At 70.2% G+C, this 17,468-nt stretch carries 15 protein-coding genes and 1 tRNA gene; 10 read left to right on the forward strand and 6 right to left on the reverse strand.

The window, feature by feature from the left end; genetic code table 11:
• Positions 1 to 147: 147 nt before the first annotated feature.
• The 6 genes from eno (at position 148) to GTY56_RS09325 (ending at position 6,817) form a co-directional block, all read left to right on the forward strand.
• On the forward strand, positions 148 to 1,428 hold the full coding sequence (gene eno / locus GTY56_RS09300; protein ID WP_106974449.1) for a phosphopyruvate hydratase: 1,281 nt from the start codon (positions 148 to 150) through the stop codon (positions 1,426 to 1,428).
• 115 nt (positions 1,429 to 1,543) lie between these two features.
• Positions 1,544 to 2,020 carry an FtsB family cell division protein gene (locus GTY56_RS09305; RefSeq protein WP_161364345.1) on the forward strand — a complete coding sequence of 159 codons (477 nt, stop codon included), beginning with the start codon at positions 1,544 to 1,546 and terminating at the stop codon, positions 2,018 to 2,020.
• A 47-nt stretch (positions 2,021 to 2,067) separates the two neighbouring features.
• Positions 2,068 to 2,598, forward strand: a complete 531-nt coding sequence (locus GTY56_RS09310) for a DUF501 domain-containing protein (protein ID WP_161364347.1) — start codon at positions 2,068 to 2,070, stop codon at positions 2,596 to 2,598.
• The gene (locus tag GTY56_RS09315; protein WP_161364349.1) at positions 2,595 to 3,536 is read left to right on the forward strand and encodes a Ppx/GppA phosphatase family protein; all 942 of its coding nucleotides are present in this window, start codon (positions 2,595 to 2,597) and stop codon (positions 3,534 to 3,536) included. The genes GTY56_RS09310 and GTY56_RS09315 overlap by 4 nt, the downstream gene beginning before the upstream one ends.
• A 419-nt stretch (positions 3,537 to 3,955) precedes the next feature.
• Positions 3,956 to 5,344: an NAD(P)/FAD-dependent oxidoreductase gene (locus tag GTY56_RS09320; RefSeq protein ID WP_161364351.1), complete on the forward strand. Its 1,389-nt coding sequence runs from the start codon at positions 3,956 to 3,958 to the stop codon at positions 5,342 to 5,344.
• A gap of 165 nt (positions 5,345 to 5,509) precedes the next feature.
• Positions 5,510 to 6,817 carry an SAM-dependent methyltransferase gene (locus GTY56_RS09325; protein ID WP_161364353.1) on the forward strand — a complete coding sequence of 436 codons (1,308 nt, stop codon included), beginning with the start codon at positions 5,510 to 5,512 and terminating at the stop codon, positions 6,815 to 6,817.
• Positions 6,818 to 6,890: 73 nt separating this feature from the next.
• Here the strand turns inward: GTY56_RS09325 and GTY56_RS09330 are convergent, their stop codons facing one another.
• Complete coding sequence (locus tag GTY56_RS09330; protein ID WP_161364355.1) at positions 6,891 to 9,425, reverse strand: ABC transporter permease; 2,535 nt, start codon at positions 9,423 to 9,425, stop codon at positions 6,891 to 6,893.
• 38 nt (positions 9,426 to 9,463) lie between these two features.
• On the reverse strand, positions 9,464 to 10,234 hold the full coding sequence (locus GTY56_RS09335) for an ATP-binding cassette domain-containing protein (RefSeq protein ID WP_161364357.1): 771 nt from the start codon (positions 10,232 to 10,234) through the stop codon (positions 9,464 to 9,466).
• 416 nt (positions 10,235 to 10,650) lie between these two features.
• Between GTY56_RS09335 and GTY56_RS09340 the strand changes: the two genes are divergently transcribed.
• The 3 genes from GTY56_RS09340 to GTY56_RS09350 all read left to right on the forward strand — a co-directional run bounded on the left by GTY56_RS09340 (position 10,651) and on the right by GTY56_RS09350 (position 13,115).
• A tRNA-Leu gene (locus GTY56_RS09340) sits at positions 10,651 to 10,734 on the forward strand.
• Positions 10,735 to 10,872: 138 nt separating this feature from the next.
• A complete protein-coding gene (locus GTY56_RS09345; protein ID WP_161364359.1) occupies positions 10,873 to 12,060 on the forward strand; it encodes a 4-hydroxybenzoate 3-monooxygenase in 1,188 nt (395 codons plus the stop codon).
• A 146-nt stretch (positions 12,061 to 12,206) separates the two neighbouring features.
• On the forward strand, positions 12,207 to 13,115 hold the full coding sequence (locus GTY56_RS09350; RefSeq protein ID WP_161364361.1) for a Bax inhibitor-1/YccA family protein: 909 nt from the start codon (positions 12,207 to 12,209) through the stop codon (positions 13,113 to 13,115).
• Between the two features lie 84 nt (positions 13,116 to 13,199).
• On the opposite strand, the gene GTY56_RS09355 is transcribed toward GTY56_RS09350, so the two are convergent.
• Positions 13,200 to 13,430: a DUF4287 domain-containing protein gene (locus tag GTY56_RS09355; protein ID WP_033312036.1), complete on the reverse strand. Its 231-nt coding sequence runs from the start codon at positions 13,428 to 13,430 to the stop codon at positions 13,200 to 13,202.
• Between the two features lie 101 nt (positions 13,431 to 13,531).
• Here GTY56_RS09355 and GTY56_RS09360 point away from each other — a divergent pair, with 101 nt between their 5' ends.
• Entirely contained in the window at positions 13,532 to 13,837 is a 306-nt protein-coding gene (locus GTY56_RS09360; RefSeq protein ID WP_161364362.1) for a hypothetical protein, read from the forward strand.
• Positions 13,838 to 13,893: 56 nt separating this feature from the next.
• On the opposite strand, the gene GTY56_RS09365 is transcribed toward GTY56_RS09360, so the two are convergent.
• The 3 genes from GTY56_RS09365 to GTY56_RS09375 all read right to left on the reverse strand — a co-directional run bounded on the left by GTY56_RS09365 (position 13,894) and on the right by GTY56_RS09375 (position 17,337).
• Positions 13,894 to 14,676: a hypothetical protein gene (locus GTY56_RS09365; protein WP_161364364.1), complete on the reverse strand. Its 783-nt coding sequence runs from the start codon at positions 14,674 to 14,676 to the stop codon at positions 13,894 to 13,896.
• A 273-nt stretch (positions 14,677 to 14,949) separates the two neighbouring features.
• On the reverse strand, positions 14,950 to 16,170 hold the full coding sequence (locus GTY56_RS09370) for an acetyl-CoA C-acetyltransferase (RefSeq protein ID WP_161364366.1): 1,221 nt from the start codon (positions 16,168 to 16,170) through the stop codon (positions 14,950 to 14,952).
• A 141-nt stretch (positions 16,171 to 16,311) separates the two neighbouring features.
• Positions 16,312 to 17,337 carry an SGNH/GDSL hydrolase family protein gene (locus tag GTY56_RS09375; protein ID WP_161364369.1) on the reverse strand — a complete coding sequence of 342 codons (1,026 nt, stop codon included), beginning with the start codon at positions 17,335 to 17,337 and terminating at the stop codon, positions 16,312 to 16,314.
• Between the last annotated feature and the right edge of the window lie 131 nt (positions 17,338 to 17,468).

Genomic DNA, 17,468 nt, shown 5'->3' on the forward strand with positions numbered 1-17,468 from the left:
ATTTACTCTCGGTTCTGTCCATGGGGTGGGCGACCCGGTGGCCGATCGCCCGGAGCCGGTTAGGCTCATGTCGCGAGCCACCGCGGCCCGCACCCCGCCGGGTCCACGCGACCCGCATCACCGCGTCACACCAAGAAGGAGATGCTCGTGCCGTCCATCGACGTCGTCGTAGCCCGGGAAATCCTGGACTCCCGAGGCAACCCCACGGTCGAGGTCGAGGTCGGCCTCGACGACGGCAGCACGGGTCGTGCCGCCGTCCCGTCCGGCGCCTCCACGGGCGCCTTCGAGGCCATCGAGCTCCGCGACGGCGACTCGAACCGCTACCTCGGCAAGGGTGTGGAGAAAGCCGTCCTCGCGGTCATCGAGCAGATCGGCCCGGAGCTGGTCGGCTACGACGCCACCGAGCAGCGCCTGATCGACCAGGCCATGTTCGACCTGGACGCCACCGACAACAAGGGCTCCCTCGGCGCCAACGCCATCCTCGGCGTCTCGCTCGCCGTCGCCCACGCCGCCTCCGAGGCCAGCGACCTGCCGCTGTTCCGCTACCTGGGCGGCCCCAACGCGCACCTGCTGCCGGTGCCGATGATGAACATCCTGAACGGCGGCTCGCACGCCGACTCCAACGTGGACATCCAGGAGTTCATGATCGCCCCGATCGGCGCGGAGTCCTTCTCCGAGGCCCTGCGCTGGGGCGCCGAGGTCTACCACACGCTGAAGAAGGTCCTGAAGAGCAAGGGCCTGGCCACCGGCCTCGGCGACGAGGGCGGCTTCGCCCCGAACCTCGGCTCCAACCGCGAGGCCCTCGACCTCATCCTGGAAGCGATCAAGGAAGCCGGTTACACCCCCGGCGAGCAGATCGCCCTGGCGCTCGACGTCGCCGCCTCCGAGTTCTACAAGGACGGCGTCTACACCTTCGAGGGCAAGGAGCGCTCGGCGGCCGAGATGACCGAGTACTACGCGGAGCTCGTCGACGCGTACCCGCTCGTCTCCATCGAGGACCCGCTGTTCGAGGACGACTGGGAGGGCTGGAAGACCATCACCGCCAAGCTCGGTGACAAGGTCCAGCTCGTCGGTGACGACCTGTTCGTCACCAACCCCGAGCGCCTCGCCCGCGGCATCGAGGAGGGCGCCGCCAACGCCCTGCTGGTGAAGGTGAACCAGATCGGTTCGCTCACCGAGACCCTGGACGCCGTCGAGCTGGCCCAGCGCAACGGCTTCAAGTGCATGATGTCCCACCGCTCCGGCGAGACCGAGGACGTCACCATCGCCGACCTGGCCGTCGCCACCAACTGCGGCCAGATCAAGACCGGCGCCCCGGCCCGCTCCGAGCGCGTCGCCAAGTACAACCAGCTGCTGCGCATCGAGGAGATCCTCGACGACGCCGCGGTGTACGCCGGCCGCAGCGCCTTCCCGCGCTTCAAGGGCTGATCGCCGAAAGGCCCGACCCGTAAGAGGCAGCGTCGTACGTACGTCCCCGTACCCGGTCCCGTACCGTGTCCGGGGACGTACGCGCGTATGACGGTGGAGCGGGAGGCGGACTGACATGGCCGTGAAGGACCGGGACCGGTTCTCCACCGCGACCAGGATCCGGTTGCTCGGCGAGCAGACCGCGGCCCGGGTCTACCGCTCCCAGACCAAACGCCAGGCCCGCCGCTCGCGGCTGACCGGCCGGGCCGCGCTGCTCGCCCTGGTGATGTGCTCGCTGATCGTGGCCCTGGCCTACCCGATGCGCGAGTACGTCTCGCAGCGCGCGGAGATCGACGACCTCCAGCGCGAACAGCGGCAGGCCCGCGAGCGTGTCGAACGGCTGCGCGACATGAAGGCGCGCTGGCAGGATGACGCATACGCCGAGCAGCAGATCCGGAAGCGGTTGCACTACGTCATGCCGGGGGAGACGGGATTCATCGTCATCGACCCGCACGCGGCGAAGCAGTCGCGCACCGACCTGGGGGCGGCGGACCGCCCTTGGTACTCCAACGTCTGGGACGGCGTCGACAAGTCCGACGCCTCCGGCCAGTGACCTGGCCTCCCAGCCGGCGATCAGAGAAAGACAGCCTGAAGACAGTCATGGAAACGCCCCCGCCGACCACCCCGCGCACCGAGCCCACCGACGCGGACGTCGAGGCCTTCAAGCAGCAGCTCGGCCGGCCCCCGCGCGGTCTGCGCGCGATCGCCCATCGCTGCCCGTGCGGACAGCCGGACGTCGTCGAGACGGCCCCGCGGCTGCCGGACGGGACGCCGTTCCCCACGCTGTACTACCTGACGTGCCCGCGCGCCGCCTCCGCGATCGGCACGCTGGAGGCCAACGGCGTGATGAAGGAGATGACCGAGCGGCTGGCCTCGGACCCGGAGCTGGCGGCGGCGTACCGGGCCGCGCACGAGGACTACGTCCGGCGGCGCGACGAGATCGAGGAGCTGAAGAACTTCCCGAGCGCGGGCGGCATGCCGGACCGGGTGAAGTGCCTGCACGTGCTGGTGGGCCACTCGCTGGCCGCGGGCCCCGGGGTCAACCCGCTCGGCGACGAGGCGATCGCGATGCTGCCCGAGTGGTGGCGCAAGGGCCCGTGTGTGACGCCCCTGGAGGAGGACGCCCAGTGACCCGTGTCGCCGCCGTGGACTGCGGTACGAACTCCATCCGCCTCCTGGTCGCCGACGCCGACCCGGCCACCGGCGAGCTGGTGGACCTGGACCGCCGGATGACGATCGTGCGGCTCGGGCAGGGCGTCGACCGTACCGGCCGGCTCGCCCCCGAGGCATTGCAGCGGACCTTCGCGGCCTGCCGCGAGTACGCCGGGATCATCAAGGAGCACGGGGCGGAGCGGCTGCGGTTCGTGGCGACCTCCGCCTCCCGGGACGCCGAGAACCGGGACGAGTTCGTGCGCGGTGTGCTGGACATCCTGGGTGTCGAGCCCGAGGTGATCACCGGCGACCAGGAGGCCGAGTTCTCCTTCACCGGCGCCACCAGGGAGCTCGCCGGGAGCGACCACCTGCCCAAGCCCTACCTGGTCGTGGACATCGGCGGCGGCTCCACCGAGTTCGTCGTGGGCGACGACCGGGTCCGCGCGGCGCGCTCGGTGGACATCGGCTGTGTCCGCATGACCGAGCGGCACCTGGTCCGGGAGGGTGAGGTGAGCGACCCGCCGGCCGAGGAGCAGATCGCGGCGATGCGGGCCGACATCGAGGCCGCCCTCGACCTCGCCGAGCAGACGGTCCCGCTGCGCGAGGCCCGCACGCTGGTCGGCCTGGCCGGTTCGGTGACGACCGTGTCGGCGATCGCCCAGGAGCTGCCCGAGTACGACTCGCAGGCCATCCACCACTCCCGCGTCTCCCACGACCGGGTCCGCGAGATCACCGAGTGGCTGCTGCGTTCCACCCACGCCGAGCGCGCGGCCGTGCCGTCCATGCACCCCGGCCGGGTCGACGTCATCGGGGCGGGTGCCCTCGTCCTCCTGTCGATCATGGAGCGGATCGGTGCCCAGGAGGTCGTCGTGAGCGAGCACGACATCCTCGACGGCATCGCGTGGTCGGTCGCGTAGTCCGCTTCTGAGCAGGCATGGATCACGAATGAGCGTCTCCCGGGGGTCCGGACGACCCCCGGGAGACAGCCCGCCGGAAAAGTTCGTGAAGTTCTTCACAAGGAATTCGGCCCTCCCGGGCGAAGTGAGGGGTCCCGTTGACCCGTCCGGGGGCTGAACAGGCCTTTGAACATGTTCAGAAGCATGGTATGGAGGTGTCCGTGGAGAGGTTCACGGTGGCGCTCCGAAGGTCCTCACGGCGACTCTTCCGGCACAGAGAGGCAGCTCACGCGCCATTGACAACCCTCTGCGGTGCATAAAGCGGCCCGGTTGTCACCATGACATGGATCACGCGGGCCGCGGAGGATAGCACACACCCCACCCAAGCTTGTGAAGGGGCGCACGAGCCACCCCCCTGAGTCGGGTGGATACTCGATGGCATGAGCACCACGGAGCGTCCCAGGATCCTCGTAGTAGGCGGTGGGTACGTAGGCCTGTACGCAGCTCGGCGCATCCAGAAGAAGATGCGCTACGGCGAGGCGACCGTCACGGTCGTCGACCCCCGGTCGTACATGACCTACCAGCCCTTCCTCCCCGAAGCCGCCGCCGGCAACATCTCCCCGCGCCACGTCGTCGTCCCGCTGCGACGCGTGCTGCCCAAGGCGGAGGTTCTCACCGGCCGGGTCACCACCATCGACCAGGACCGCAAGGTCGCCACGGTCTCCCCGCTGGTCGGCGAGGCCTACGAGCTGCCCTTCGACTACCTGGTGATCGCGCTCGGCGCGGTCTCCCGCACCTTCCCGATCCCCGGCCTCGCCGAACAGGGCATCGGTATGAAGGGCGTCGAGGAGGCCATCGGCCTGCGCAACCACGTCCTGGAGCAGCTGGACAAGGCCGACTCCACCACCGACGAGGAGATCCGCCGCAAGGCGCTCACCTTCGTCTTCGTGGGCGGCGGCTTCGCCGGTGCGGAGACCATCGGCGAGGTCGAGGACATGGCCCGCGACGCGTCGAAGTACTACAAGAACGTGTCCCGTGAGGACATGCGCTTCATCCTGGTCGACGCCGCCGACAAGATCCTCCCCGAGGTCGGCCCCAAGCTCGGCAAGTACGGCAAGGAGCACCTCGAAGGCCGCGGTGTCGAGGTCTACCTGTCCACCTCCATGGACTCCTGCGTCGACGGCCACGTCGTGCTGAAGAACGGCCTGGAGGTCGACTCCAGCACCATCGTCTGGACCGCCGGCGTCAAGCCCAACCCGGCGCTGGCCCGCTACGGCCTGCCGCTGGGCCCCCGCGGTCACGTCGACTGCGAGCCGACCCTCCAGGTCAAGGGCACCGACTACATCTGGGCCGCCGGCGACAACGCCCAGGTCCCGGACCTCGTCGGCCGCAAGGCGGGCAACGAGAACGCCTGGTGCCCGCCCAACGCCCAGCACGCGCTGCGCCAGGCCAAGGTCCTCGGCGACAACGTCGTGTCCGGCATGCGGGGCTTCCCGCAGAAGGACTACGCCCACGCCAACAAGGGCGCGGTGGCCGGGCTCGGCCTCCACAAGGGCGTCGCGATGATCGTCATGGGCAAGATGAAGATCAAGCTCAAGGGCCGTCTCGCCTGGTACATGCACCGTGGCTACCACGGTCTGGCGATGCCGACCTGGAACCGCAAGATCCGCGTCTTCGCCGACTGGACCCTGGCGATGTTCCTCAAGCGCGAGGTCGTCTCCCTCGGCGCGATGGAGACGCCGCGCGAGGAGTTCTACGAGGCCGCCAAGCCGGCCCCGGTCGCCGCCGCGCCCAAGGAGAAGACCGAGGAGAAGGCCAAGGCCTCCTGACCTCCGGTCAACCGTCTGACGAAGGGCCTCCCGCCATCCGTGGTGCGGGAGGCCCTTCGGCGTGTTTTGCCCAGACGTGACGCGTGCCGGGGACTGCGCCGAAGCCCCGCAGGTGTTTACGTGGTGTCGGACATTCCGGGATTCCTTGTCACGGAGGTGTACACCATGGCAGACGCCGCGCCGCGGCTGCAGGGCCTCTTCACACAGTTGCTGGGAGCGCCGCTCCCGGTGGGCATCCGCGCCTGGGACGGTTCGCAGGCCGGCCCGCCGGGTGCGCCGACCCTGGTCGTACGCAACCGCCGCGCCCTGCGTCGCCTGCTGTGGAAACCGGGCGAACTGGGCCTGGCCCGCGCCTGGGTGGCGGGGGACCTCGACATCGAGGGCGACCTGTACGCGACCCTCGATCTGCTGGCGGGCCTCATCTGGGAGCGCGGGGAGGATGCCCGCACCCTCGCCCAGGCGCTGCGCGATCCCGAGGTCCGCGCCGCCGTCCGCGGACTGGTCAAGCTCGCCGGACCCCCGCTGCCGCCCGCGCCGCCCCGCGAAGAGGCCCGCAGCCCCCGCCGCCACCTGCACACCAAGCGCACCGACCGCCGCGCCATCAGCCACCACTACGACGTCGGCAACGACTTCTACGAGATCGTCCTCGGCCCGTCCATGGTGTACTCCTGCGCCTACTGGCCCGCCCCGGACAACACCCTCGAACAGGCCCAGCGGGACAAGCTCGAACTCGTCTGCCGCAAGCTCGGTCTGAGACCCGGCCTGCGGCTGCTCGACGTCGGCTGCGGCTGGGGCTCCATGGCCATCCACGCCGCCCGTGAGCACGGAGTGGGCGTCGTCGGCGTCACGCTCTCCCAGGAGCAGGCCGCCTACGCCCGCAAGCGCGTCGCCGACGAGGGCCTCACCGACAAGGTCGAGATCCGCGTCCAGGACTACCGCGACGTCCGCGACGGACCCTACGACGCGATCTCCTCCATCGGCATGGCCGAACACGTCGGCGCCGAGCGGTACCTGGAGTACGCCGACGACCTGTACAGCCTGCTCAAGCCCGGCGGACGGCTCCTGAACCACCAGATCGCCCGCCGCCCGCAGCGCGACGAATCGACGTACAGCGTCGACGCGTTCATCGACTCCTACGTCTTCCCCGACGGCGAGCTCCAGCCGGTCGGCAGCACCGTGGCCCAGCTGGAGCGCGCCGGGTTCGAGGTGCGCGACGTCGAGGCCATCCGCGAGCACTACGCCCTCACCCTGCGCCGGTGGGTGTCCCGTCTGGAGGCCGACTGGCGGCGTGCCGTCCAGCTGGCCGGCCCCGGACGCGCCCGCGTCTGGCGCCTGTACATGGCGGCCTCCGCCCTGGCCTTCGAACGCAACCGCATCGGCGTCAACCAGGTCCTGGCCGTCCGGACCCCGGAGTCGGGCGCCTCCGGGATGCCGTTGCGGGCCCGCACCTGGGGTGCGCCCGGCCGCGATTGACCCGTAACAACGGCAAGGGCCGGCTCCCCGCAGCGGGGGAGCCGGCCCTTCGGTGTGCCGCGGCGCGGCCGGGTCACTCGGCCTTGATGGCGTTCAGCATGTTCAGCCTCGCGGCATTGCGGGCCGGCCACAGCGCCGCCAGGACGCCCACCAGGCCGGCCAGCACCAGGAAGATGCCGATCCGGTCCCAGGGCAGGACCAGCGCGTAGCCCGGGATCGAGTTCGCGATGGTCTCGCCGATCGCCCAGCCGAGGAACGAGCCGAGACCGATGCCGATCACCGCGCCGAAGACCGAGATGACCACGGCCTCCAGCCGGACCATCCGCTTCACCCGGCGCCGGTCGAGACCGATCGCGCGCAGCATGCCGATCTCCTGCTGCCGTTCGAAGACCGACATCGCCAGGGTGTTGACGACGCCCAGCACGGCGATGATCAGGGCCATCGCCAGCAGGCCGTACATGATGTTCAGCATCGTGTTGATGACGCCGCCGAACTCGTTGCGGATGTCCTGCCGGTCCATGACCGTGATCGCGGGATTGTCGCCCAGCGCGTCGATGAGGACCTTCTCGTTCGCCGCGGACTGGCCGCCGCCCACCTTCACGAAGATCTGCTGGATGGACGGCTTCACCTCGTGCGGGTTCGCGACCTTCGTGTCCATGAGGACGGGGGAGAGGAACTCGCTGCCCTTGAAGACGGCGCCGACCTCCAGCGTGTCCTTCTTCTTGTCGTCGAAGGTGACGGGGACGGTGTCGCCGAGCTTCCAGCCCTTGCTCCTGGCCGTCTTCTCGGCGACCGCGATCCGCCCCTCGGCGAGCGAGCCGATGTCGCCGCTGACGACGTCGACGTTCAGGACCTTCTCGATGTCTCCCGGGGTGACCGCCGAAGCGGACACGTAGTCCTTGTCACCGTCCTGGAAGTAGACGCTCTGCTGCGGCGAGACCGCCGAGACGCCCTTGGCCTTCTCCAGTGCCGCCAGCGCGGACTGGTCGAGGGGCCCGCCGTTCGCCATCGAGACCATGTAGTCGGCCTTGATGTTGTCCGTGGTCATCTTGTCGATGGCCGTGCCCACCGTGACACCGAGCACCGACAGGCCGGTCACCAGCGTCAGCCCGATCGCCAGCGCCGAGGCGGTGGCCCCGGTACGGCGCGGGTTGCGGACCGCGTTCTGGCCGGCCAGCTTGCCGGACACCCCGAACGGGCCGACGAGCAGCGGGCGGACGAGTGCGATCACGGGCCGGGACAGCAGCGGGATCAGGATGATCACACCGATCAGCGCGAAGAACGCGCCCGCCGCGATGTACATCCGGCCGTCGTCACCGCCGGACGAGGCACCCAGCACGATGCCGGTCGCGCCGAGGGCGGTGACGGCCGCCCCGATGGAGTTGCGCAGCACCAGCGACTTGGTGGTGGCCACCGCGTGCACGCTGTTCATGGCCGCCACGGGCGGAATCTTCGCGGCCCGGCGGCCGGGCAGCCAGGCGGCGAGCACCGTGATCAGCACACCCACACCGAGGGCGGCGAGCACCGGTGTGGCGGACACGATCAGCGGGCCGCCCGGGAGCTTCATGTCGAACGCGGCCATCCCGGACCGCAGTCCGACCGCGAGGCCGATGCCGAGGACGAAGCCGATCACCGAGGCGACCAGGCCCACCACCGCGGCCTCGGCGAGCACCGAGCGGGTGATCTGCCGGCGTGAGGCACCGACGGCGCGCATCAGCGCGATCTCCTTGGTGCGCTGGGAGACCAGCATCGTGAAGGTGTTGGAGATCAGGAAGACGCCGACGAACAGCGCGATGCCCGCGAAGCCGAGGAGCACCTGCTTGAGCGAGCCCAGCCCCTCCTCGATCTGCCGGGCCTGCTCGTCCGCGAGCGCCTGGCCGGTCTGGGCCTCGGCGCTGTCCGGCAGCAGCGGCTCGACCGCCTTCAGGATCTTCGCGTCGTCGGCGCCGGGAGCGGCCGTGACGGTGGCGCTCGCGAAGTAGCCCGGCTTGAGGTACTGCTTCTGGGCGACCGCGGTGTCGAAGAGGACGAGGCTGCCGCCGGCGTTCACGGCGCCGTCCTCGGTGGTGAACACACCGCTGAGGGTGTACTCCTTCACCGGCCCGTTGGTGGCGACCCGGACCCGGTCGCCGACCTTGTACTCACCCTTGGCCGCGGACTCCTTGTCCAGCGCGATCTGGTCGTCCTTCACCGGGCCCGAACCGTCGGTGAACGCGTAGGCGGGGTCCTTGCCGTCCTTGCCGGGGGCGTAGTTGGCGCCCTTGTTGGACCAGCCGACGCCGATCAGCTTCCCGTCGGGGTCGGCGACCCCGGCGAAGCCGTCGACGCGGCCGTACGCGGCGTCGACACCGTCCACCGCGGCGATCTTGTCGAGTGTCTTCCGGGAGAGACCGTAGGCGTCCTGGGCGTCGTCGGGGTCGGCGTAGGAGGTGATGGCGACGGCGACGTCGTCGTAGCTCTTCGCCGACTGGTTGCGGAAGGCGTTGGAGAGGGTGTCGGCGAAGACCAGGGTCCCGGAGACGAAGGCCACGCCGAGCATCACGGCGAGCACGGTCATCAGGAGCCGGGCCTTGTGCGCGAGCACGTTGCGCAAGGCGGTACGGAACATGGGTTCTTCTTCTCAGTCCTGTCGGTCCTGACGGGGGATCAGCTGGTGCGGCCCTTGGCGTCGAACGCCTTCATGCGGTCGAGCACCGAGTCGGCCGTCGGCCCGTGCATCTCGTCGACGATCCGGCCGTCCGCCAGGAAGATCACCCGGTCCGCGTAGGCCGCGGCCACCGGGTCGTGCGTCACCATCACCACCGTCTGGCCCAGTTCGCGCACGGAGTTGCGCAGGAAGCCCAGCACCTCGGCGCCGGAGCGCGAGTCGAGGTTTCCGGTGGGCTCGTCGCCGAAGATGATCTCGGGCCGGGAGGCCAGCGCCCGGGCCACGGCGACGCGTTGCTGCTGGCCGCCGGAGAGCTGGGACGGGCGGTGGCCGAGCCGGTCCGCCAGGCCGACCATCCGGATGACGGAGTCCAGCCACTGCTTGTCCGGCTTGCGTCCCGCGATGTCCATCGGAAGGGTGATGTTCTCCAGGGCCGTCAGGGTCGGCAGCAGGTTGAACGCCTGGAAGATGAAACCGATCTTGTCCCGGCGCAGCTTCGTCAGCTGCTTGTCCTTCAGGGAGCCGAGCTCGGTGTCGCCTATGCGCACCGACCCGGAGGAGAAGGAGTCCAGGCCCGCCACGCAGTGCATCAGCGTGGACTTGCCGGAGCCGGAGGGGCCCATGATCGCGGTGAACTCCGCCTGCCGGAAGTCCACCGAGACCCGGTCCAGGGCGACCACCTGGGTCTCACCCTGCCCGTAGATCTTGGACAGCTCCGTGGCGCGCGCGGCCGCGGTGGTGGCCCGGTCGGTGAGGGGTGCGGTGGTCACGGGATGGTTCTCCTGTCGGACGGCTGGAGTCGGGGAGGGACGTGTTCCATCGTCCGGGTCCCGCGCCGCCGTGTAGTCACCCGTTGCTCCGGTTCCGGGGGCCGACTGCGGTCTGACCGCGCGGGGCGGTGTCATACCTGGGGATGACGAACGCCCCTGAGGGGCCCCGGTGTCGGGAACCGATGCGTCCGGGTGTCGAGAACAGGTGGAGTGCCCTCGTTCAGGCGGTGAAATTCCGTCATTCCGCATGCGCGGCCGACCGTCGCACGCAAGGCTATTGGCAAGTGCGGACGGCGCGTTCCGTGTGCTGATGCACCCTCAGACGTCAATAAAATAAGACAACATCGGTCCACGCTTCCGCTGTTCGGGGGACCCGTCCGGATAGTCTCGGAACCTCGATGCGGAGCCCACGGCCTGCCCGGATGGTGGAATGCAGACACGGCGAGCTTAAACCTCGCTGCCCCTTCGCGGGCGTGCCGGTTCAAGTCCGGCTCCGGGCACCTTCCGATCCCTGCGTGGTCCATTGAAGAGTTCACGGCGTGCCCGTTGACAGCGGTCGCATGCCGTCGGAGACTCGCAGGAACGTGGTGAAGAAAATTTCACCTGACGAACGCTGATCGATGAGAAGGGGACGCCCGATGCGTACCACCGTCGGCATCATCGGAGCGGGCCCGGCCGGCCTTCTCCTCGCCCGGCTGCTCCACAACGCCGGCATCGACTCCGTCGTCCTGGAGAGCCGCGACCGCGCCTACGTGGAGCGGCGGCAGCGGGCCGGGATCCTGGAGCAGGGCACGGCGGACGTGCTGCGCGCGGCCGGGGCCGGGGAGCGCATGGACCGCGAGGGGCTGCGCCACGACGGCATCGAGCTGCGCTTCGACCGCACGCGCCACCGCGTCGACTTCCGCGCGCTCACCGGCGGCCGGTCCGTGATGGTCTACGCCCAGACCGAGGTGTGCAAGGACCTCATCGCCCTCCAGTTGCGCGAGGGCGGACCCCTGCTCTTCGAGGCGGAGGCGCTGGCCGTGGAGGACGCCGGCACCGACAGCCCGCGCATCCGCTTCCGGCACGAGGGCCGCGAGGACGTCCTGGAATGCTCCTACGTCGTCGGCTGCGACGGCTTCTGGGGCGTGGCCCGCAAGGCGATCCCCGCCGGACTGGCCCAGGTCTTCGAGCGGACGTACCCCTTCGGCTGGCTCGGCATCCTCGCCGACGTGCCGCCCTCGCACGACGAGCTCGTCTACGCCCGCCACGAGCGCGGCTTCGCCCTGCTCTCCATGCGCTCGCCCGCCGTTTCCCGCCTCTACCTCCAGGTGCCCGACGGCACCGACGCCGGGGCTTGGGACGACGAGGAGATCTGGGACGAGCTGGAGCGCCGGTTCGAGACCGCCGACGACTGGTACCTCCAGCGCGGCCCGATCACCCAGAAGACGGTCACCCCCATGCGCTCCTACGTCCACGAGCCCATGCGCCACGGCCGCCTCTTCCTCGCCGGCGACGCCGCGCACATCGTGCCGCCGACCGGCGCGAAGGGGCTGAACCTCGCCGCCGGCGACGTCGTCACCTTCGCCCGGGCCCTCGTCCACCAGCAGGAGACCGGATCACCCGAGCTGCTCGACGCCTACTCGCGGACCTGCCTGCGCCGTGTCTGGCAGGCCGAGCGGTTCTCCTACGACATGACGACGCTGCTGCACCGCGCGCCCGGCGCGACGGCCTTCGAGGACCGGCTCCAGCTCGCCCGGCTGGAGCGGATCGCCTCCTCCCGCGCCGCCGAGACGGACCTGGCGGAGGCGTACACGGGCTTCCCCTTCGGGCCAGCCGGTGAATGACCCCCTCCGGTGAGGGGAATCACGAAGCCACGTAGCGTGTTGCGCAGCATGACGAGGGAAAGATCCTCCCCAAGCAGTAGGGTCATTCCTTTGCCTACCTATTACTCTTGAGCCAAGGCCACGCCTGGTGGCCATGGAGGAGTGAAATGAGGAGCAGAAACCCGGTCTTCTCGCGACGGGGGTTCAGCCGCGACAACGGCTACGCGGGCTTCAACACCGCGCCGCAGGCCGGGGGTCCCGCTGTCGCCACGCAGGGCAACCCGTACGCCCAGCCGACGGGCAACCCGTACGCGCAGAACCCGTACGCGCAGAACCCTTACGCCCAGCAGGACCAGCAGTACGGCGCGCCGCCGCAGGCACCGGCCACCACCGGCCGGATGACCATCGACGACGTCGTCCTGCGCACGGCGAGCACGCTCGGTGTGCTCATCGTCACCGCGGCGCTCTCCTGGGCGCTGCTGCCGGTCGACGACGCCAACATCAGCCGCAGCTACGGCATCGGCATCGGTGCCGCGCTGATCGGCATGGTCCTGGCGTTCGTGCAGTCCTTCAAGCGCAAGGCCTCGCCCGCGCTGATCCTGACGTACGCCGCCTTCGAGGGTGTCTTCCTCGGCGTCATCTCCAACATCGTCGACAACCGCATCGCCGACGGCGCGGCCATGCAGGCCGTGATCGGCACCATGGCGGTCTTCGCCGGTGTGCTGATCGCCTACAAGGCCGGCTGGATCCGCGTCAACCGCCGCTTCTACGGCTTCGTGATGGCGGCCGCGCTCGGCTTCATCCTGCTGATGACCGTGAACCTGCTGTTCGCGGTGTTCGGCGGCGGTGACGGCCTCGGCTTCCGCAGTGGTGCGCTCGGCGTCGTCTTCGGCGTCATCGGCATCATCCTCGGCGCCTGCTTCCTCGCCCTGGACTTCAAGCAGGTCGAGGACGGCGTCGCCTACGGCGCCCCGCGCGAGGAGGCCTGGCTCGCGGCCTTCGGCCTCACGCTGACGCTGGTGTGGATCTACCTGGAGTTCCTGAGGCTCATCTCGATCCTCAACAGCAACGACTAGTTTCCGACGGTCGTAGCGCGAAGGGCCCCGGCTCCGGCCGGGGCCCTTCGTCGTCCAGGCGCACGGGCCCGGAGCGGTGCGCGCCTAGAGCAGTTTGCGCGCGGCCCTCCTCAGGTCGTACTCGTGGATGATCGCCTTGGCGTGGCCGTACGCGAGGTTGTGTTCGTGCCGGAGCCAGCTGACTTTTTCCTCGAAGCGGAAGAGCGACGGGCCGTCCTCGACGGTGCGCAACCAGTCGGAGATCTCACGACCGGTGCAGTGCGGGATGCGGGCGAGCATGTTGCGATGGGTCTCTTCGGAGAAGACTTGGGACATCGGCGCCTCCGGACGCTGGGATGTAAGCCGGTCCTTCAGGTCACCGTGCCTGAGTGTTCGCCCGTTGGCAACAGTCCCGGTGCGACGCGTACGCTCGCGGCGTGGTTGATACGACGCCTCTGACCCGTGCGGTGGAGCATTTCGCCGATCGATTGAGGGCCGCGCCCCAGAGCCGGTTGCAGCGGAGCGCTGCCGCTGAGGCTTTGGAGCTGGCCAGGGAGCTGGCCCGGAGGGCGCAGGTCCTCGAAGGCGTGGAGCCTCGGGAGATGCCGGATGCGGGGATGTTTGCAGCGGCAGATCAGATCACCGTGGCCGGACATGATCTGGCGGTGGTGATTCCCACCGACTCCGACGTCGATGACGCGGTGCGCCTGGTGGAGGAAGCGCAGAAGCGGGCGGGGGTCTGAGGGACGTGTGCGGGTGCGGGTCGGGTGTGGTCGCTCGCGCAGTTCCCCGCGCCTGACTAGAGGGACGCGATCACTCGGTCCGCCAGGATGTACACGTTCTCCTCGCCGCACTCGAACGTCAGGGTGTAGGCGCCGGAGATGCCGGAGCCGCCCAGGAGGACCGGGGTCTTGCCCGTGCGCAGGGCCGCGGCGAGGTGTTCGGCCGTCTCGCGGTGGCCCGGGGTCATGCACAGGGTCGTGCCGTCGGCGAACACGTAGACGTCCAGGGTGCCCAGCGGGCCGGGGCGGACGTCCGTCAGCTCGACGCGGGACGAGGCCAGCTCCTCCAGGGTGGCGACGGTGCGCTCGTGGTCGTTGACGACCGGCGACTGCGTCGGCACGAAGTCCGGGTGGGAGGGGTGGCGGCGGCGGGCCGCGGCCAGCTCCGGGGACTCGGCGGCCGGCTCCTCGGCCTCCGCCCCGGGCTCGGACACCGGCTCCAGACCCGCGAAATCGGCCTGCCGGGGCAGGAACAGATCGACCTCGGGCAGGCCCAGCAGGGAGGGCGCGTCGGAGGCGTCACGAGCCTCCTGGGCGGCCCAGAACGCCCGCGCCTCGGCCAGCTCCCGCTCCCGCTCCTCGGCGAGCGCGGCGGCCACGGCGGCACGTATCTCATCGGTGTCGGCAGTGGTACGAGCGGCGGGCAGCAGCGCACGGGTGGTGGCGGCGCGGCTCTCGGCCAGCGCGGTGTGCAGGGCCGCGACCTGTCGGCGCAGCTTCAGGACGGTGCGCAGGACGGCGACGCCCACGGCGCCCGTGGCGGCCGTGGTGACCAGCAACGCGATCGGCATGGCGCTCACTGACGTACTCCCGGTTCAAAGTCGACCCCCGACTTCCTACATCAGCTTGAAGGGCGGACTAACCAGCTGTCAGTGCGTAAGGTCACGAAACGGACAGGGCTTCGGTGCCGGGGGAGGGGGTGGGGCTGCTGTGACCTGGGGTTCTCCCCTGGCGGAGGGAGATAGGTCACATCCTGGGGGAGATTGGATCACAAAACGGCCCAGAACCCTGGTGTTTCCAGGGTTCTGGGCCGTGGGCTCACAGCGGGTGCTATAGCGGCTACGGTGCGCCGCTCAGCTGAGGCGCTCGATGACCATGGCCATGCCCTGGCCGCCGCCGACGCACATCGTCTCCAGGCCGAACTGCTTGTCGTGGAACTGGAGGGAGTTGATCAGCGTGGTGGTGATGCGGGCGCCGGTCATGCCGAAGGGGTGGCCGACGGCGATGGCGCCGCCGTTGACGTTCAGCTTCTCCAACGGGATGCCCAGGTCACGGTAGGAGGGGATCACCTGGGCGGCGAACGCCTCGTTGATCTCGACCAGGTCGATGTCGTCGATGGTCAGCCCGGCGCGCCGCAGGGCCTGCTTGCTGGCCTCCACGGGGCCGAGGCCCATGATCTCGGGCGACAGGCCGGAGACGCCGGTCGACACGATCCGGGCGAGCGGGGTGAGGCCGAGCTCGCGGGCCTTGGTGTCGGACATGATCACGAGGGCCGCGGCGCCGTCGTTCAGCGGGCAGCAGTTGGCGGCGGTGACCATGCCGTCGGGGCGGAAGACCGGCTTGAGGCCCTGCACCCCCTCCAGGGTGACGCCGGCGCGGGGGCCGTCGTCCTTGGAGACGACCGTGCCGTCGGGGAGGGTCACCGGGGTGATCTCGCGCTCCCAGAAGCCGTTCTTGATGGCCTCTTCGGCGAGGTTCTGCGAGCGGACACCGAACTCGTCCATGTCCTGGCGGGTGACGCCCTTGGCGCGGGCCAGGTTCTCGGCGGTCTGGCCCATCGCGATGTACGGGTCGGGCAGCAGGCCGTCCTCGCGCGGGTCGTGCCAGGTCGAGCCCTCGGACTGGGCGGTCGCGACCGTGCGCGCCTCGGCGTCGGCGAAGAGCGGGTTGTGCGTGTCGGGCAGGCCGTCGGAGCTGCCCTTGGCGTAGCGGGAGACGGTCTCCACGCCCGCGGAGATGAACACGTCGCCCTCGCCGGCCTTGATGGCGTGCAGGGCCATGCGGGAGGTCTGCAGGGAGGAGGAGCAGTACCGGGTGATGGTGCAGCCCGGCAGGTGGTCCATGCCCATCTGCACGGCGACGATCCGGCCGAGGTTGTGGCCCTGCTCGCCGCCGGGCAGGCCGCAGCCGAGCATCAGGTCGTCGATGTCCTTCGGGTCCAGCTCGGGGACCTTGGCCAGGGCGGCCTGGACGATCGTGGCGGTCAGGTCGTCCGGGCGGAGGTCCTTGAGGGAGCCCTTGACGGCGCGGCCGATGGGGGAGCGGGCGGCTGAGACGATCACGGCTTCGGGCATCACGGCTCCATTGACGTACCGGGTGGTCTGCTTGGGCTGTCTGGGAAGTTACCCGTACGTATGGGCTGGGTCACTGGTGTCGCGGTGTGACCCTGGCCGCAGTTTTCTAAGCGCTTGCTTTTCCCTGTCCGGCAGGTCGGGTCAGTTCGACGGTGTGGCCGGTGCCGGCTCCTGCTCGGGTACCCGCCGGCGCCGCCTTCGCTTCAGCAGCGCCCACGGTCCGCGCGGCCCGCTCGGCATCGCCGCCGCGACCTCCGTGCCCGCCTCCGAGGCGGCCTCCGCCGCCGCCCGCGCCACCGGCAGGAAGCCCTCGCGGCGGGAGGCGTCCGGACGCTCCTCATCCGCGGGCCACAGGCCCAGGGACGCGCAGACGGTCGGCAGGACCGCCATCGCCGCCGTCGCGTAGCCCTCGGCGGAGGGGTGGTAGCTGTCCGGGCCGAACAGTTCGCGCGGGTTCTCGGCGAACTCGGGTCCCAGCAGGTCGCCCAGCGACACGGTGCGGCCGCCCTGTTCGACGACTCCGATCGTCTGGGCGGCCGCCAGCTGGCGTGAGGCCCGCCGGGCCAGCCAGCGCAAGGGCTGCCGCACCGGCTCGATCGTGCCTAGGTCGGGGCAGGTGCCGACCACGACCTCCGCACCGGCCGTGCGCAGCCGGCGAACCGCCGAGGCCAGATGGCGGACCGAGCGCGTCGGGGGCATGCGGTGGGTGACGTCGTTCGCGCCGACCATGATCACGCAGATGTCGGGCACGGGATCGGGGTCGGCCAGCACCAGGGCCACCTGCCGGTCCAGGTCGTCCGAGCAGGCCCCCGGCGTCGCCACCGTGCGCAGCTCCACCGGGCGCTCGGCCAGCGCCGCGAGCCCCGACGCCAGAAGCGCCCCCGGCGTCTGCCCGCCGCGGTGCACGCCCTGGCCCGCGGCCGTGGAGTCGCCCAGCATCGTCAGCCTCAGCGGTGCCTCGGCCGGACCGGCGTACAGCCGGCCGTACAGCCCGTCCGCGTGCGGCACGTGCGGTGACGTGCCGTTGCTCACCCGGCGCCGCGCCAGCTGCACCTCCGCCAGCACCAGCCCCACGGTGGCCGCTCCGGCCAGACCGATCCCGCCGCCGCCATAAGCCGCGCCGGCCGCGATCCGCCGGGCCACCCTCGCCCTCGACATGCTCGTCATGCGTCGCCGCCACCTCCTCGAACCCGTACACCCAGTGCTTGCCCCGTACAGCCCGTCGCCCAATCTCAACGGGGAGTGAACGACCGTCACGGGCGACGGCGAAGTCATAGGCTGGCGGCACCACTACGACC

Source organism: Streptomyces sp. SID5643 (assembly GCF_009872555.1).
GTDB classification, from domain to species: domain Bacteria; phylum Actinomycetota; class Actinomycetes; order Streptomycetales; family Streptomycetaceae; genus Streptomyces; species Streptomyces iakyrus.

Bases quoted from the DNA above. Each gene is read 5' to 3' on its own strand.
- GTY56_RS09305 (WP_161364345.1), top strand. From the start codon at position 1,544: ATGGCCGTGAAGGACCGGGACCGGTTCTCCACCGCGACCAGGATCCGG.
- GTY56_RS09310 (WP_161364347.1), top strand. From the start codon at position 2,068: ATGGAAACGCCCCCGCCGACCACCCCGCGCACCGAGCCCACCGACGCG.
- GTY56_RS09320 (WP_161364351.1), top strand. From the start codon at position 3,956: ATGAGCACCACGGAGCGTCCCAGGATCCTCGTAGTAGGCGGTGGGTAC.
- GTY56_RS09325 (WP_161364353.1), top strand. From the start codon at position 5,510: ATGGCAGACGCCGCGCCGCGGCTGCAGGGCCTCTTCACACAGTTGCTG.
- GTY56_RS09330 (WP_161364355.1), bottom strand. From the start codon at position 9,425: ATGTTCCGTACCGCCTTGCGCAACGTGCTCGCGCACAAGGCCCGGCTC.
- GTY56_RS09345 (WP_161364359.1), top strand. From the start codon at position 10,873: ATGCGTACCACCGTCGGCATCATCGGAGCGGGCCCGGCCGGCCTTCTC.
- GTY56_RS09350 (WP_161364361.1), top strand. From the start codon at position 12,207: ATGAGGAGCAGAAACCCGGTCTTCTCGCGACGGGGGTTCAGCCGCGAC.
- GTY56_RS09355 (WP_033312036.1), bottom strand. From the start codon at position 13,430: ATGTCCCAAGTCTTCTCCGAAGAGACCCATCGCAACATGCTCGCCCGC.
- GTY56_RS09370 (WP_161364366.1), bottom strand. From the start codon at position 16,170: ATGCCCGAAGCCGTGATCGTCTCAGCCGCCCGCTCCCCCATCGGCCGC.
- GTY56_RS09375 (WP_161364369.1), bottom strand. From the start codon at position 17,337: ATGACGAGCATGTCGAGGGCGAGGGTGGCCCGGCGGATCGCGGCCGGC.